Here is a 12554-nt window from a genome sequence, read left to right on the forward strand (position 1 = left end):
CGAAGTCGACCAGCCAGGACGGCGCCGCAGACGGCCCACGGCCTGCCGCGGCCCCGCGGCGGAGCCGCGCATCGACACAGCCGGCGCGGAGCGTTCGGGCGCGGGCTACGCGTCGTCGTACCGCCGGCCGCGCCACACGACGACGGCGACGACCAGCAGGACACCGCCGATGCTGCCCGCCAGCGGGGCGGCCCAGCCCGATGTCGTGTCCTCGGCCTCGGCTGCGTCGGGGCCCGAGCCGAAGTACTCGTCGTCGTAGCCGGCCGCGTGCAGGCCCTTCGGTTCGAGGCGCTCGGCGGCCTCGATGGCGGCTGCCGGGTCGACGAGGCCGTAGCCGCGGGAGTCGTCGCGGCCGTTCACGGGGGCGTTGCGGGCGGTGTCCTCCAGGAGCTTCTTGATCTGGGCCGGGGTCAGTCCGGGGTGGGCCGCCTTGACGAGGGCGACGGCGCCGGAGACGAAGGCCGCGGCGGCACTCGTACCCCAGCCCTCGTAGTACTTGCGGTCGGGGTCGGCGATGACGATGTCGACGCCGGGGGCGCTGACCGTGGCGTACCAGCGGCGGGTGGAGAAGGCGGCGCGGGTGCCGTAGCGGTCGACGGCGGTCGCGGCGATCACGCCCGGGTAGGCGGCCGGGTAGGAGATGTGGTCGCCCGTGTCACCGCCGTTGCCGGCCGAGGCGACGACGACGGCCCCCTTCTTGAGGGCGTACTGGACCGCTTCGTCCTCGGCCGGTTCGGGGTGGGCGGACTTGGAGTCGTCGCCGAGGGAGAGGTTGATGACGTCGGCGCCGTGGTCGGCGGCCCAGCGGATGCCTTCGGCGAGGGCGTTGCCGCGGGTGTTGCGGGCCTTGCCGCGGGCGGAGTCGCCGTCTTCGAGGATCACGCGGACGGGGAGGATCCTGGCCTCGGGGGCGACGCCCATGACGCCGTCGCCGTTGCCCGCGCCATGGCCGTGACCGGCGATGATGCCGGCCATGGCGGTGCCGTGGCGGGCCCAGGCGCGGTCGCCCCGGGTGGCGCCGAAGCCGATCATGTCCTTGCCTTCGAGGACGTTGCCGGCGAGGTCGGGGTGGCCGGAGTCGACGCCGGTGTCCAGGACGGCGACGGTGACGCCGCGGCCCTTCGTGGTCTGCCAGGTCTCTTCCGTGTGCATGGCCTCCAGGGCCCACTGCTGGGCGCGTATGCCGTCGGCGTGCGCGGCGGTGGGCGGCACGAGGGCGATGGAGGCGGCGAGCAGGGCGCTGACGACGCCGAGGCGGCGGGTGGCGGTCATGACGGCTGCTCCGTGGCCGAGTCGACGGTCTTGCGCAGCGCCCGTTCGACGCGGTCGGCCAGGCCCCGCGCCTCGTGGCCCAGGCCCGCCTGGGCGACGGCCGTGGTGGCGCCGGACGCCATGGCCTCGGCGGCCGGCTCGGGTTCGTCGACGGTACGGCCGTCGGCCCAGCCGGAGACGGAGTAGACGACGACCGGGGCGTCGGTGAGGACGGAGACGGTCCACGAGGCGCGCTGCTCGCTGCCGAAGCCTGCGGCGGCGGTGTCCTTCGCGGCGTACGGGCGGGGCATCAGGTCGGTACGGCTGTCCAGGCTCTCGTTCTTGAACCGGGTGCGCAGGGCGGCCATGGCGGCGGAGTCGCCCTTGGTGAAGAGCAGACCGACGGTGGTGACGTAGCTCTGGGTCGCGTCCGTGTACGTGGCGCGCAGCAGGCGCTGGCAGCCGACGGGGGCGAGGGCCTTGCGCAGCAGCGGGTCGAAGGCGTCCGCGCAGCCGCTGTCCGGGGCGACGGCGATGCGGGTCCAGGTGCGGTCGGCTCCGCCGGGCCCGGCGCCCTGGCCCTCGATGGTGGGCTGGAACAGCTGATCGACCGGCACGCTGTGCCACAGGCTTCCGGCCGCGGCGAACGCGCCGCTCGAACCGCCCTCACCGCCGTCGGGGATGAGCCAACTCCCGGTCACCGCACCGCCGATCAACCCGAGCCCGAGCACCAGGCAGGCAGCCGCCACGACGGTACGATTCCGCACCCGGCCCCCCAGCGGACGCGGCCGCGCCCGGTCGTCGTATCCCTCGGGCTGCCCCAGCGACACGAACGGCCGCCCCGTCCCGCCCGGCGCCACGGACGCGCTCCAGGAGAACGCGGGGTCGGGCGAGAAGGACCGCCCACCCGCCGGCGGCGAGTCGGGCAGCGGAGGCACACCACCCCCGCCGGACTCAGCAGTCGACGCCGAATCACCCGGGACCGGGCGCAAGCGGGTGGTCCTCTCAGAGACGGTCTCGGCCGGTATCGGGGCTACGACCGGACGCCGCAAGCCCTCGGCAGACGCGGGCGGCACGTCGGGACGTCGGGGAGTTTCCGGGGGCAGCGGTTGGGCGACGGGGCGCCGGGGTGGCTCGGGGGGCACCGGCGGCTGGGCGGGAGCCGCGGGTACGCGCGGGCGGCGCGGCGTCTCGGCAGGCAGCGGCTGCCCGCCGGCACGCCTCAGCGCCTCGGCGGAGGCGGGGCGCGCGGCGGCCGGAGGGCGCGGCGGCTGGGCGGGAGCCGCGGGTACGCGCGGGCGGCGCGAGTGGTCGGCGGTCGGCGCCGATGCGTTCGGACGTTGTGACGGCTCAGCGGAAGCCGCAGAACCGCGCAGACCAGGCTCCGCATCGGCATTCACCGCGGGACCGCCCGGACGCCGCGAACGGTCGGCGGCCGGTGCCGGGGCGCCCGGCCGGGGCGAAGGCTCGGCAGGAACCACGGATCCACCCGGACGGAGCGAACCGTCAGCGGTCGCCGTCGGTGTGGCCGGACGACGCGTGGGCTCGGCAGGAACCCCGGATCCGCCGGGACGGTGTGAGGGTGCGGCAGGGGGCGCGGATGGGTGTGGGCCGGGTGCGGGGGCAGGGTTTGATGCGGGCGCGGCCGGGTGGCGTGGTGGTGTGGTGGTGTCCGTGGGTGTTCGGGGAGGGGTGTCCGGGAAGCGGGCGGAGGCCTTTGGCGGGGGTGGTGGGGCGGTGTCCTGGGGGGACGGGTCGGTGAAGGGGGGTTGAGAGCCGGGGGCGTCCGTCGTGTCGCGCGCAGGAGTGCGGGGGGCGTCCGGTCTGGGCCCCCTGCCCTGGGAGGGCACGTCGGACTGCGGGGCCGCGGTCGGAGCCGACGCGGCCTCCGATCCCGGCCCGCCCGTGCCGCGGGTCGGCGTCTGACCGGCGTCGTCCCGTGCCGCTGCCTCGGGCGTACCGTTCACCGGCTGGTCGTACTCCGCCGGAACCGTGGGCGGATGAGGTGGGCGTGGGGGCACGGGCGCGCGCCTCGCTTCCGTGCTCATGCACCCCCCGTTTCCTCATGCCCGGGCCTTGCGCGGGCCGGAGTCGTTCCTGCGTGCGTGCGCGCAACTCTACGGGTTGCCCCCGGTGGAACGGGAACCGGTCCACAACACCGGGGCATCTGCCCGGAACATCCCCCTACCCTGCGGTAATCCAGTCTGGCAGGCTTCGTTCATGACTGCGCGCGCCGCCGACCGGACCCGTTACGACCGGGCCACCGCCCATCTCGACGCCCCTCTCGCGATCGTGGACCTGGACGCCTTCGACGCCAACGCGGAGGACTTGGTCCGCCGGGCGAGCGGAAAGCCCGTGCGGGTCGCCAGCAAGTCCGTACGCTGCCGGGCCCTGCTCGAACGGGCGCTCGCCAAGGACGGCTTCGCGGGCATCATGTCCTTCACCCTCGCCGAGTCCCTGTGGCTGGCGCGGTCGGGGTTCGACGACATCCTGCTGGCCTATCCGTCGGCGGACCGCGCCGGATTCGCCGAGTTGGCCGGTGATCCCAAACTCGCCGCCGCGGTGACCGTGATGGTCGACGACCCGGCGCAGCTCGCGCTCATCGACGCGTCCCGCAGCGGCGGGCGTGAAGTGGTGCGGGTGTGCCTGGAGTTGGACACCTCCCTGAAGCTGCTCGGCGGGCGCGTGCGGATCGGGGCGCGGCGGTCTCCGCTGCACTCCCCCGCCCAAGTCGCCGACCTGGCCCGTACGGTGGCCCGCCGGCCCGGCTTCAAGCTCGTGGGGATCATGGCCTACGAGGGGCACATCGCCGGCGTCGGCGACGCGATCGCCGGGCGGCCGCTGCGCTCGCGTGCCGTCCGGCTGATGCAGTCCACCGCCCGCCGGGAACTCGCCGAGCGGCGGGCCGAGGTGGTACGCGCGGTGCGGGCCGTGGCACCCGATCTGGAGTACGTCAACGGCGGCGGGACCGGCAGTGTGCAGCACACCGCCGCCGAGGACTCCGTCACGGAGATCGCGGCCGGGTCGGGGCTGTACGTGCCGCGGCTGTTCGACAACTACACGTCGTTCAGCGGGCGTCCGGCCGCGCTGTTCGCCCAGCCCGTCGTACGCCGGCCGGGCGTCGGGGTCGTCACCGTCCTCGGCGGCGGCTATCCGGCGTCCGGCGCGGCCGGGCTCGACCGGCTGCCCGTGCCGTATCTGCCGGAAGGGCTGGAGTACGACCCCCAGGAGGGTCCCGGCGAGGTGCAGACGCCGCTGCTCGGGCCGCCCGCCGACGATCTGCTGATCGGCGACAAGGTGTGGTTCCGGCATGCCAAGGCCGGTGAGCTGTGCGAGCGGTTCGACGCGCTGCGTCTGATCGAGGGGGACTCGGTGACGGCGACCGTACCGACGTATCGCGGCGAGGGACTGACCTTCCTGTAGCTCGTCAGCCCCTCGGTCCTATGCTGCTGCCCACACCTCCGCCGCCGACCTCGTCGGCGATCACCTTGATTCCCTTGGTGAACCGGTCCATGTCGGACAGCGGCGGCCCGTCCTCGCCCGCGTCGAGGACATAGCGGACGATGACCCGGGACTCCGGGCCGGCGCCGCACGGGAACGCCAGCGACTGGACGTAACCGCCCGGCCCTTTGGCCGTGCTGACCCGCCAGCGCACGTAGTACCCGGCGCGGCCCGCCACCGCCACCGGCCCGGAACCGACGAGCTTGTGGGACTCCATGCCGCCGAAGGGGCGCCGTCCGATGCGGTCGCGGTCGTAGGCGTCACCGGCCGCATCCGGGATGTCCGCCCTGGCCAGGGCCTCGGGGGACTTCTCGTCGTGGCCGGTGACCGTGCGGGAGACGACGAGGCCGTGGTGGCAGGCTCCGGCGTCGGCCGGGCAGTCGTAGGCGCCGTCGGTGGTCATCAGGACGTCGGCCTCGGCGATGTGCCGGGGGCGGACCCAGCCGTCGAGCAACGGCAGGGTGATGCCGTTGAGTTGGTCGACGACCAGGTCGGCGTCGTCGGCGGACGGCTCGCTGGTGGACGGGGACGCAGTCTCGCCGGCCGGTGCCTCGCCGGTCGGTGCCTCGGCGGTCGGCGTCGGTAGCGTCGGGTCCGCGATCGGGTTCACGCCGCCGCCGTCCCGGCCGAGGACGACCGTCCCGGTGACGATCGCGACGACGAGGACGACGCTCGCGCTGATGAGGGCGACAGCCTTGGCCCGCCCGGAGGCCCCGCCGGCGGACGGAAGGGCCGGCACCGGCGGCCCGGGGATCTCGGGCGCGCGCCGGTGCTCGGTCCAGGCCGTTCCGTCCCACCAGCGCTCCAGGTGCGGGGCGGAAAGGTCCCGGTACCAGCCGGGCGGGGGCGTCATGCTCATCTCGGCACTGTAGGGCGCCGCCTACAGGGGCGTGACGTACGCCCCCGAGATTCCGCCGTCGACGAGGAAGTCGGTCGCGTTCACGAAGGAGGAGTCGTCGCTGGCCAGGAAGGCGACCGCGGCGGCGATCTCCTCGGCCTCCGCGAACCGGCCGACGGGGATGTGGACGAGCCGGCGTGCCGCCCGCTCCGGGTCCTTGGCGAACAGCTCCTGCAGAAGCGGGGTGTTGACCGGTCCGGGGCAGAGCGCGTTGACGCGGATGCCTTCGCGGGCGAACTGCACGCCGAGTTCGCGGGACATGGCCAGGACGCCACCCTTGGAGGCGGTGTACGAGATCTGCGACGTGGCCGCGCCCATCCGGGCCACGAAGGACGCGGTGTTGATGATCGACCCCCTGCCCTGGCGCCGCATGTAGGGGATCGCGGCCTTGCAGCACAGGTAGACGGAGGTGAGGTTGACCTCCTGGACGCGCTTCCAGGCCTCCAGGCCGGTCTCCAGGATGGAGTCGTCGTCGGGCGGCGAGATGCCCGCGTTGTTGAAGGCGATGTCGACGCTGCCGTAGGTGTCGTACGCCGTCTTGAACAGCGCCTCGACCTGCTCGGCGTCGGTGACGTCGACCTTCACGAAGATCCCCCCGATGTCGTCGGCAGCCGCCTTGCCGCGCTGTTCGTCCACGTCGCCGCAGACGATGTGCGCGCCCTCGGAGGCGAGCCGGCGGGCGGTGGCGAGGCCGATGCCGCTGCCGGCTCCGGTGATGACGGCGGTGCGGCCGACCAGTCGGCGGCACACGTTTTCTTCGGTCACTGTGCGGGGCCTTCCGTGCTGATGAAGACGTTCTTGGTTTCGGTGAAGGCGGACAGGGCGTCCGGGCCCAGCTCACGGCCGACGCCGGACTGCTTGACGCCGCCGAAGGGGGTCCAGTAGCGGACGGCGGAGTGGGAGTTGACGGACAGGTTGCCGGCCCGGACGGCCTGCGAGACGCGCAGGGCGCGGCCCAGGTCGCGGGTCCACAGGGAGCCCGCGAGGCCGTACGGGGTGTCGTTGGCGAGGCGGACCGCGTCCTGCTCGTCGGTGAAGGGCAGCAGGACGGCGACCGGGCCGAAGATCTCCTCGCAGGCCGCCGCGGAATCGTGCCGCTCCCCGGTCAGGACGGTCGGCGCGAACCAGAAGCCGGGGCCGTCGGGGGCGCTGCCGCGCAGGGCCGGGGCGTCCTCGGGGACGAACGACCGTACGCGGTCCAGCTGCTGACGGCTGATCAGCGGGCCCATCTGGGTCTTGTCGTCGGCGGGGTCGCCCACGACCACCGCGGACAGCGCGTCGGCGAGCAGTTCGCGGACCTCGTCGTACACGGACTCCTGGACCAGGATCCGGGTGCGGGCGCAGCAGTCCTGGCCGCTGTTGTCGAGGAAGGAGAACGGGTCGGCCGCGCTCTTCAGGTCGGCGTCGGCGAAGACGATGTTGGGGCTCTTGCCGCCGAGTTCGAGGGTGACCGGCTTGACCAGGCGGGCGCAGCGCTCCATGATCTCGCGGCCGGTTCGGGTGGAGCCGGTGAACACGATCTTCGCCACGCCGGGGTGGTCGACGAGGGCGCGGCCCGCGATATGGCCGTATCCGGGGAGGACTTGGAACAGCCCCTCGGGCAGGCCGGCCTCCAGCGCGAGTTCGGCCAGCCGCAGCGCTGTGAGCGGGGTGGTCTCGGCGGGCTTGAGGACGACCGCGTTGGCCGCGGCGAGGGCCGGGAAGGAGCCCCAGGCGGCGATGGGCATCGGGAAGTTCCAGGGTGCGATGACGCCTACCACGCCGAGGGGCTCCTGGAAGGTGACGTTCCAGCCGCCCGGTACGGGGATCTGCTTGCCGAGGAGGCGTTCGGCGCCGCCGGCCGCGTACAGCAGCAGATCGCGGGCGTTGCCGGCCTCCCAGCGGGCGTTGCCGAGGAGATGGCCCGCCTCACGGACCTCCAGCTGGGCCAGCTCCTCGCTGTGGGTGTCGACGACGTCGGCGAAGCGGCGCAGCAGCCGGGCCCGGTCGGCGGGGGCGGCGAACGCCCAGGACCGCTGGGCGGCGGCGGCACGGGCGACGGCACGGTCCACGTCGGCGGCGTCGGCGGCGGGGAGGGTGGCGACGACCTCCTCGGTCGCGGGGTTCAGGACTTCGAGTTCGTGCTCGGCGGACAAGGAGGGCCTCACATGCGTTCGAAGGAGCGGCGCAGCTCCCAGTCGGTGACCGCGGCGTCGAAGGCGTCCAGCTCGACGCGCGCCATGTTGCGGTAGTGCGCGACGACCTCGTCGCCGAAGGCGGCCTTGGCCACGGGGCTGTTCTCCCACAGCTCGGCGGCCTCACGCAGGGTGGTGGGCACGTGCGCGAACTCGGCGGCGTAGGCGTTGCCCGGGCAGGGCTCGGGCAGCTCCAGCTGCTGCTCGATGCCGTACAGCCCGGCCGCCACCAGCCCGGCCACCGCGAGGTGCGGGTTGACGTCGCCGCCGGGCAGCCGGTTCTCGAACCGCAGGGAGCGGCCGTGGCCGACGACGCGGAGGGCACAGGTGCGGTTGTCGTAGCCCCAGGCGACGGCGGTGGGGGCGAAGGAGCCGGGCTGGAAGCGTTTGTAGGAGTTGATGTTGGGGGCGTAGAGGAGGGAGAAGTCGCGCAGGGCGGCCAGCTGTCCGGCGAGGAAGTGGCGCATGACATGTGACATAGCACCGGTATCGGTATCGGTACCCGTCCCGTCGGTGCCATGTGACATACCACTGCCCTCCCCCGGCATCACGCTGTTCCCGTCCGCATCCGCCAACGACAGATGGATGTGGCAGGAGTTGCCCTCGCGCTCGTCGTACTTGGCCATGAAGGTCAGGGACACGCCCTCCTGGGCGGCGATCTCCTTGGCTCCGGTCTTGTAGACGGCGTGCTGGTCGCAGGTGACGAGGGCCTCGTCGTAGCGGAAGGCGATCTCATGCTGGCCGGGGTTGCACTCGCCCTTGGCGGACTCGACGGTGAGGCCGGCGCCCGCCATCTCGTTGCGGATGCGGCGGAGCAGGGGCTCGATGCGGCCGGTGCCGAGGACGGAGTAGTCGATGTTGTACTGGTTCGCCGGGGTGAGCCCCCGGTAGTTCGCGTCCCAGGCCTGCTCGTAGGTGTCCTTGAAGACGATGAACTCCAGCTCCGTGCCGACCTGGGCGGTGAGGCCGAGTTCGGCGAGGCGCTCCAGCTGGCGGCGCAGTATCTGGCGCGGGGCGGCGACGACCGGGGAGCCGTCGGTCCAGGCGAGGTCGGCGATCACCATGGCCGTGCCCGCGTTCCAGGGGACCCGGCGCAGGGTGCTCAGGTCGGGGTGCATGGCGAAGTCGCCGTAGCCGCGGTCCCAGGACGACATGGCGTAGCCGTCGACGGTGTTCATCTCGGTGTCGACGGCCAGGAGGTAGTTGCAGCCCTCGGTGCCGTGGTGGAGGACCTCGTCGAGGAAGAAGCGGGCGGCGAACCGCTTGCCCTGGAGCCGCCCTTGCATATCGGGGAAGGCCAGGACGACAGTGTCGATCTCACCGCCCGCGACGAGTGCGTGCAGCTCCTCGACGCCGAGCGGGGGTGTGCGGTCTGCCACGGGAAGGGCCTCCTTCGGGCTTCTGCGCGCTGGTTTCAGCCAGCCGAGAGCCATAAGGTATTGCGGAGAACCATTGCTTGGGAAGGGGGCACGGCCATATGTCGGTCGATCCCGACGGCATCGCTCAGGACGGGCTGGCCCCGGTGCTGCGTCCGGTGCGCGCCGGCAACGGCTTCGAGGAGGCGCTTGAGCAGATCCTCCAGGTCGTCCGCCTCGGCCTGGTGCCCGGCGGCGAACGGCTGCCCGCCGAGCGGGAGCTGGCGGAGCGGCTCGGCATCAGCCGGGTCACCCTGCGCGAGGTGCTCAAGGTGCTTCAGGACCAGGGGCTCGTCGAGTCCCGCCGCGGGCGGTACGGCGGGACCTTCGTGCTGCCCCGAAAGGACTGCGGCGGCGAGGACGAGCTGCGGCGGCGGGTCGCCGCGGTCGACATCGAGGACGTGCTGCGGTTCCGCGAGGTACTGGAGGTCGGCGCGGCCGGGCTGTGCGCCGCGCACGGCCTCACCGGCGAGCAGACCGCCCGGCTCCGTGAGGCCCTCGCCCGCACTCAGGACGCTCCCCTCTCCGACTACCGCCGACTGGACACACTGCTCCACCTCACCCTGGCCGAGCTGTGCGAGTCGCCGTCGCTGACCGCGCAGTACGCGGCGGTCCGGGCCACCGTCAACGACCTGCTGGACTGCATCCCGCTGCTCGTCCGCAACCTGGAGCACTCCCAGCGGCAGCATCTCGCGATCGTCGAGGCGGTGCTGGACGGGGACGCGGACGGCGCGCGGGAGATGATGCGGGAGCACTGCGGGGGGACGGCGGCGCTGTTGCGGGGGTTCCTGACCTGAGGGCGGGCTTGCCGTTGGAGGATGATTACGGCAATGGTGTGAGCGCGATCCATTGACGGGAGCGGGAGGACGTATGACCGGCAGGCCGTTGATCGGCATCAGTACGTATCTGGAGGCCGGGGCCCGCTGGGGCGTGTGGGAGCTGGAGGCCGCGTTGCTGCCTGCCGGGTATCCGCGGCTCGTACAGGCGGCGGGCGGGCTGGCCGTGATGCTTCCGCCGGACGAGCCGTCGCTCGCCGCGTCGGCCGTGGCCCGGCTCGACGGTCTGGTGATCGCGGGCGGGCCGGATGTCGATCCGGTCCGGTACGGCGCCGAGCGCGACGACCGGACGGGGCCGCCGGCGCGGGCGCGTGACGCCTGGGAACTCGCGCTCATCGAGGCCGCGTTGCAGGCCCGCGTGCCGTTGCTGGGCATCTGCCGCGGCATGCAGCTGCTGAACGTCGCCCTCGGCGGCACGCTCGTCCAGCATCTCGACGGGCATGCGGAGGTGGTCGGCGTCTTCGGGCGGCACTCGGTCAAGCCCGTGCCGGGGACGCTGTACGCGGGTGTCGTCCCGGAGGAGACGGCTGTACCGACGTATCACCATCAGTCCGTGGACCGGCTGGGGGCGGGGCTGGTGGCGTCGGCGTATGCGGCGGACGGGACCGTGGAGGCGGTGGAACTTCCTTCCGGCGACTGGGTGTTGGGGGTGCAGTGGCATCCGGAGATGGGCGGGGATCTGCGCGTGATGCGGGCCTTGGTGCGTGCGGCCGGTCCCCCGGCCGGCGTCTGAGTCACCGGAGGGCCACGGACGTCATGATGGCGCTCGGGTGGGTGGATGGCTCGCGAAGGGTCCTCGCCCCGCGGCCCCTACCCGCCCCATCCCCCAGGGGCTTCGCCCTTTCGGCCTCCCCCTGCTCACGCGCCGGCTGCAGGAAGGCACGGTGATCACCATCGGCGCGAGCAGGAAGGCCTCGATCTGGTCGCGAAGCTGCTCGACGGTCATTTCCTCGGCGGCGCCCACAACCGCGTACCCGGCATTGTTGACCACAATGTCCACCGGCCCGGACCGGAAAGTCCTGCCGACCACCTTGTCGACGTCGGCCGGCCACGCGAGGCCGAGGATCTCGACGGTCAGCCGGTCGGCATGCTCTGTGAACCGGTCGAACATCCCGCCGCTTTCATGCTTTCGCAGGTGCATCGGTCCCGACGGGCCATCGCGATCCCCTCCTCGTCCTTCGATCAGGCAGCCTGCACGGCGGAGGTGATCAGCATCTGCTTGCCGAAGGTGCTTGAGTCCTCGATCATCGCCAGCATCGCGGCGGCGACGTCAGAGCGGCGCGTGCGGGGCGCGCGCGGCATCTGCCGGCCGGTGGCGGCGTCGACGATCAGCGGGTGCGGGGTCCGCGGCGCGTCCGACAGCGGGCCGGGGTGCACCGTGGTCCAGTCCAGGCCGCTGCCGACGAGCTGCGACTCGCCGGCGACGTGGTCGCGGAAGTTCGAGGCGAGGAAGGTGCGGCACCCGAACCGGTACGGGTACTGGGTGTTCTCGAACGTGTCGCCGACGCCGAGGGCCGAGAGCACCACGATCCGCTTCACGCCGTTCTCCTTGGCCGCGGCGATCACCGGAGGCATGGCCGTGGCCATGATCGGCGCGTTGCGCTGGCTGATCTTCGGGCCCAGCGTCACCGCGACGGCGTCACAGCCGGCCAGAGCGCCCTTCACAGCGTTTCGGTCGTCGAGCTGGCCGCCGACCACGCTCAGCCCAGGACGGGCCCCGAGTGCCTCCGGGCGGCGCACGTAGGCCACAACCTCATTGCCCGCGGCCAGAGCCTGCTCCATGAACTCGGTGCCGGTCCGCCCGGTGGCACCCAGCAGGGCGATCCTCATATCTCTGCTCCTTCGTTCGGCCTGCCCGGCGGCGGGTCCGCTTGTCCGGTGGGTGACGACGCACTCAGGCGTCGAAGGTCTCAGCGAGGGCGTCGAGGAAGGCCCGCTGGTCGAAGCCGGGCATCGTCAGACGCTGCATGATGAAGCCGGGGATGATCGCGACCAGCACCGGGACCCGACGGGCGGCCCAGGCGGCGGGGTCGCCGCCCGCGCGCTGCGGGTGAGACATCGCCCACTCCGTCAGTTCGGCGCGCAGCAGCCCGCCGAACTGCTCGAACACCCCCGCCACAGCGGCGCGCGCCTCGGGCTCCACTGCCGCCTCGGCCCAGACCTGCGGGGCGATGGTGTAGATGTCCTCGCCCAGCTCGGCGATCACCGACCCCAGCAGTTCCCCCGGCGGGCGCGGGACATCCGGCCTGACCTGCGTGATCGCGGCCGTGCGGGTGGCGAACGTCCGCTCGACCACGGCGTGGAACAGCTCCTCCTTGCTGGAGTAGTAGCTGTAGACCGCCCCGGCCGACAGGCCGGATGCCTTGACGATCTGCGTGATCGAGGAACCCCGGTAGCCGTGGGCGGCGAACACGCGCTGCGCGGCGTCGAGGATCTCGCCCCGGCGGGCGACTCGATGGGCTTCGGTGACTTTCGGCAT

Annotated in this window: 12 protein-coding genes; 3 read left to right on the forward strand and 9 right to left on the reverse strand. The window is 72.9% G+C overall.

Going from position 1 to position 12554, the window contains the following annotated elements; translation table 11 throughout:
* Positions 1 to 105: 105 nt before the first annotated feature.
* Together mycP and GFH49_RS35185 are read right to left on the reverse strand one after the other, a co-directional pair.
* Complete coding sequence (gene mycP / locus GFH49_RS35180) at positions 106 to 1272, reverse strand: type VII secretion-associated serine protease mycosin (RefSeq protein WP_155060117.1); 1167 nt, start codon at positions 1270 to 1272, stop codon at positions 106 to 108.
* The gene (locus GFH49_RS35185; protein ID WP_328288315.1) at positions 1269 to 2189 is read right to left on the reverse strand and encodes a hypothetical protein; all 921 of its coding nucleotides are present in this window, start codon (positions 2187 to 2189) and stop codon (positions 1269 to 1271) included. The genes mycP and GFH49_RS35185 overlap by 4 nt, the downstream gene beginning before the upstream one ends.
* Before the next feature lie 1282 nt (positions 2190 to 3471).
* Here GFH49_RS35185 and GFH49_RS35190 point away from each other — a divergent pair.
* Positions 3472 to 4674, forward strand: a complete 1203-nt coding sequence (locus tag GFH49_RS35190) for an amino acid deaminase/aldolase (protein ID WP_155060118.1) — start codon at positions 3472 to 3474, stop codon at positions 4672 to 4674.
* A gap of 4 nt (positions 4675 to 4678) precedes the next feature.
* On the opposite strand, the gene GFH49_RS35195 is transcribed toward GFH49_RS35190, so the two are convergent.
* Genes GFH49_RS35195 through GFH49_RS35210 form a run of 4 tightly spaced genes read right to left on the reverse strand, consistent with a single transcriptional unit; the run spans position 4679 to position 9203 of the window.
* Complete coding sequence (locus tag GFH49_RS35195) at positions 4679 to 5605, reverse strand: DUF2510 domain-containing protein (RefSeq protein WP_155060127.1); 927 nt, start codon at positions 5603 to 5605, stop codon at positions 4679 to 4681.
* Between the two features lie 27 nt (positions 5606 to 5632).
* Positions 5633 to 6415 carry a 3-oxoacyl-ACP reductase gene (locus GFH49_RS35200; RefSeq protein ID WP_155060119.1) on the reverse strand — a complete coding sequence of 261 codons (783 nt, stop codon included), beginning with the start codon at positions 6413 to 6415 and terminating at the stop codon, positions 5633 to 5635.
* Positions 6412 to 7785: an aldehyde dehydrogenase family protein gene (locus tag GFH49_RS35205; RefSeq protein WP_155060120.1), complete on the reverse strand. Its 1374-nt coding sequence runs from the start codon at positions 7783 to 7785 to the stop codon at positions 6412 to 6414. The genes GFH49_RS35200 and GFH49_RS35205 overlap by 4 nt, the downstream gene beginning before the upstream one ends.
* A gap of 8 nt (positions 7786 to 7793) precedes the next feature.
* Positions 7794 to 9203, reverse strand: a complete 1410-nt coding sequence (locus GFH49_RS35210) for a glutamine synthetase family protein (protein ID WP_155060121.1) — start codon at positions 9201 to 9203, stop codon at positions 7794 to 7796.
* A 98-nt stretch (positions 9204 to 9301) separates the two neighbouring features.
* Between GFH49_RS35210 and GFH49_RS35215 the strand changes: the two genes are divergently transcribed.
* Complete coding sequence (locus tag GFH49_RS35215) at positions 9302 to 10036, forward strand: FadR/GntR family transcriptional regulator (RefSeq protein WP_155060122.1); 735 nt, start codon at positions 9302 to 9304, stop codon at positions 10034 to 10036.
* 73 nt (positions 10037 to 10109) lie between these two features.
* Complete coding sequence (locus GFH49_RS35220) at positions 10110 to 10808, forward strand: gamma-glutamyl-gamma-aminobutyrate hydrolase family protein (protein ID WP_155060123.1); 699 nt, start codon at positions 10110 to 10112, stop codon at positions 10806 to 10808.
* Between the two features lie 21 nt (positions 10809 to 10829).
* On the opposite strand, the gene GFH49_RS40815 is transcribed toward GFH49_RS35220, so the two are convergent.
* The 3 genes from GFH49_RS40815 to GFH49_RS35235 form a co-directional block, all read right to left on the reverse strand.
* Positions 10830 to 11216: a Rossmann-fold NAD(P)-binding domain-containing protein gene (locus GFH49_RS40815; RefSeq protein ID WP_230396675.1), complete on the reverse strand. Its 387-nt coding sequence runs from the start codon at positions 11214 to 11216 to the stop codon at positions 10830 to 10832.
* 41 nt (positions 11217 to 11257) lie between these two features.
* Positions 11258 to 11905, reverse strand: coding sequence for an NAD(P)-dependent oxidoreductase (locus GFH49_RS35230; RefSeq protein ID WP_155059817.1), 648 nt, complete (start codon positions 11903 to 11905; stop codon positions 11258 to 11260).
* A gap of 64 nt (positions 11906 to 11969) precedes the next feature.
* On the reverse strand, positions 11970 to 12554 hold a 585-nt coding region (locus GFH49_RS35235; RefSeq protein ID WP_155059816.1), incomplete at its 5' end, for a TetR/AcrR family transcriptional regulator.

Origin of the sequence: Streptomyces blattellae, assembly GCF_009709555.1 — a bacterium.
Lineage (GTDB): Bacteria > Actinomycetota > Actinomycetes > Streptomycetales > Streptomycetaceae > Streptomyces > Streptomyces blattellae.

Coding starts and splice junctions, on each gene's coding strand:
- mycP (WP_155060117.1), bottom strand. CDS start 1,272: ATGACCGCCACCCGCCGCCTCGGCGTCGTCAGCGCCCTGCTCGCCGCC.
- GFH49_RS35190 (WP_155060118.1), top strand. CDS start 3,472: ATGACTGCGCGCGCCGCCGACCGGACCCGTTACGACCGGGCCACCGCC.
- GFH49_RS35195 (WP_155060127.1), bottom strand. CDS start 5,605: ATGACGCCCCCGCCCGGCTGGTACCGGGACCTTTCCGCCCCGCACCTG.
- GFH49_RS35215 (WP_155060122.1), top strand. CDS start 9,302: ATGTCGGTCGATCCCGACGGCATCGCTCAGGACGGGCTGGCCCCGGTG.
- GFH49_RS35220 (WP_155060123.1), top strand. CDS start 10,110: ATGACCGGCAGGCCGTTGATCGGCATCAGTACGTATCTGGAGGCCGGG.
- GFH49_RS40815 (WP_230396675.1), bottom strand. CDS start 11,216: ATGCACCTGCGAAAGCATGAAAGCGGCGGGATGTTCGACCGGTTCACA.
- GFH49_RS35230 (WP_155059817.1), bottom strand. CDS start 11,905: ATGAGGATCGCCCTGCTGGGTGCCACCGGGCGGACCGGCACCGAGTTC.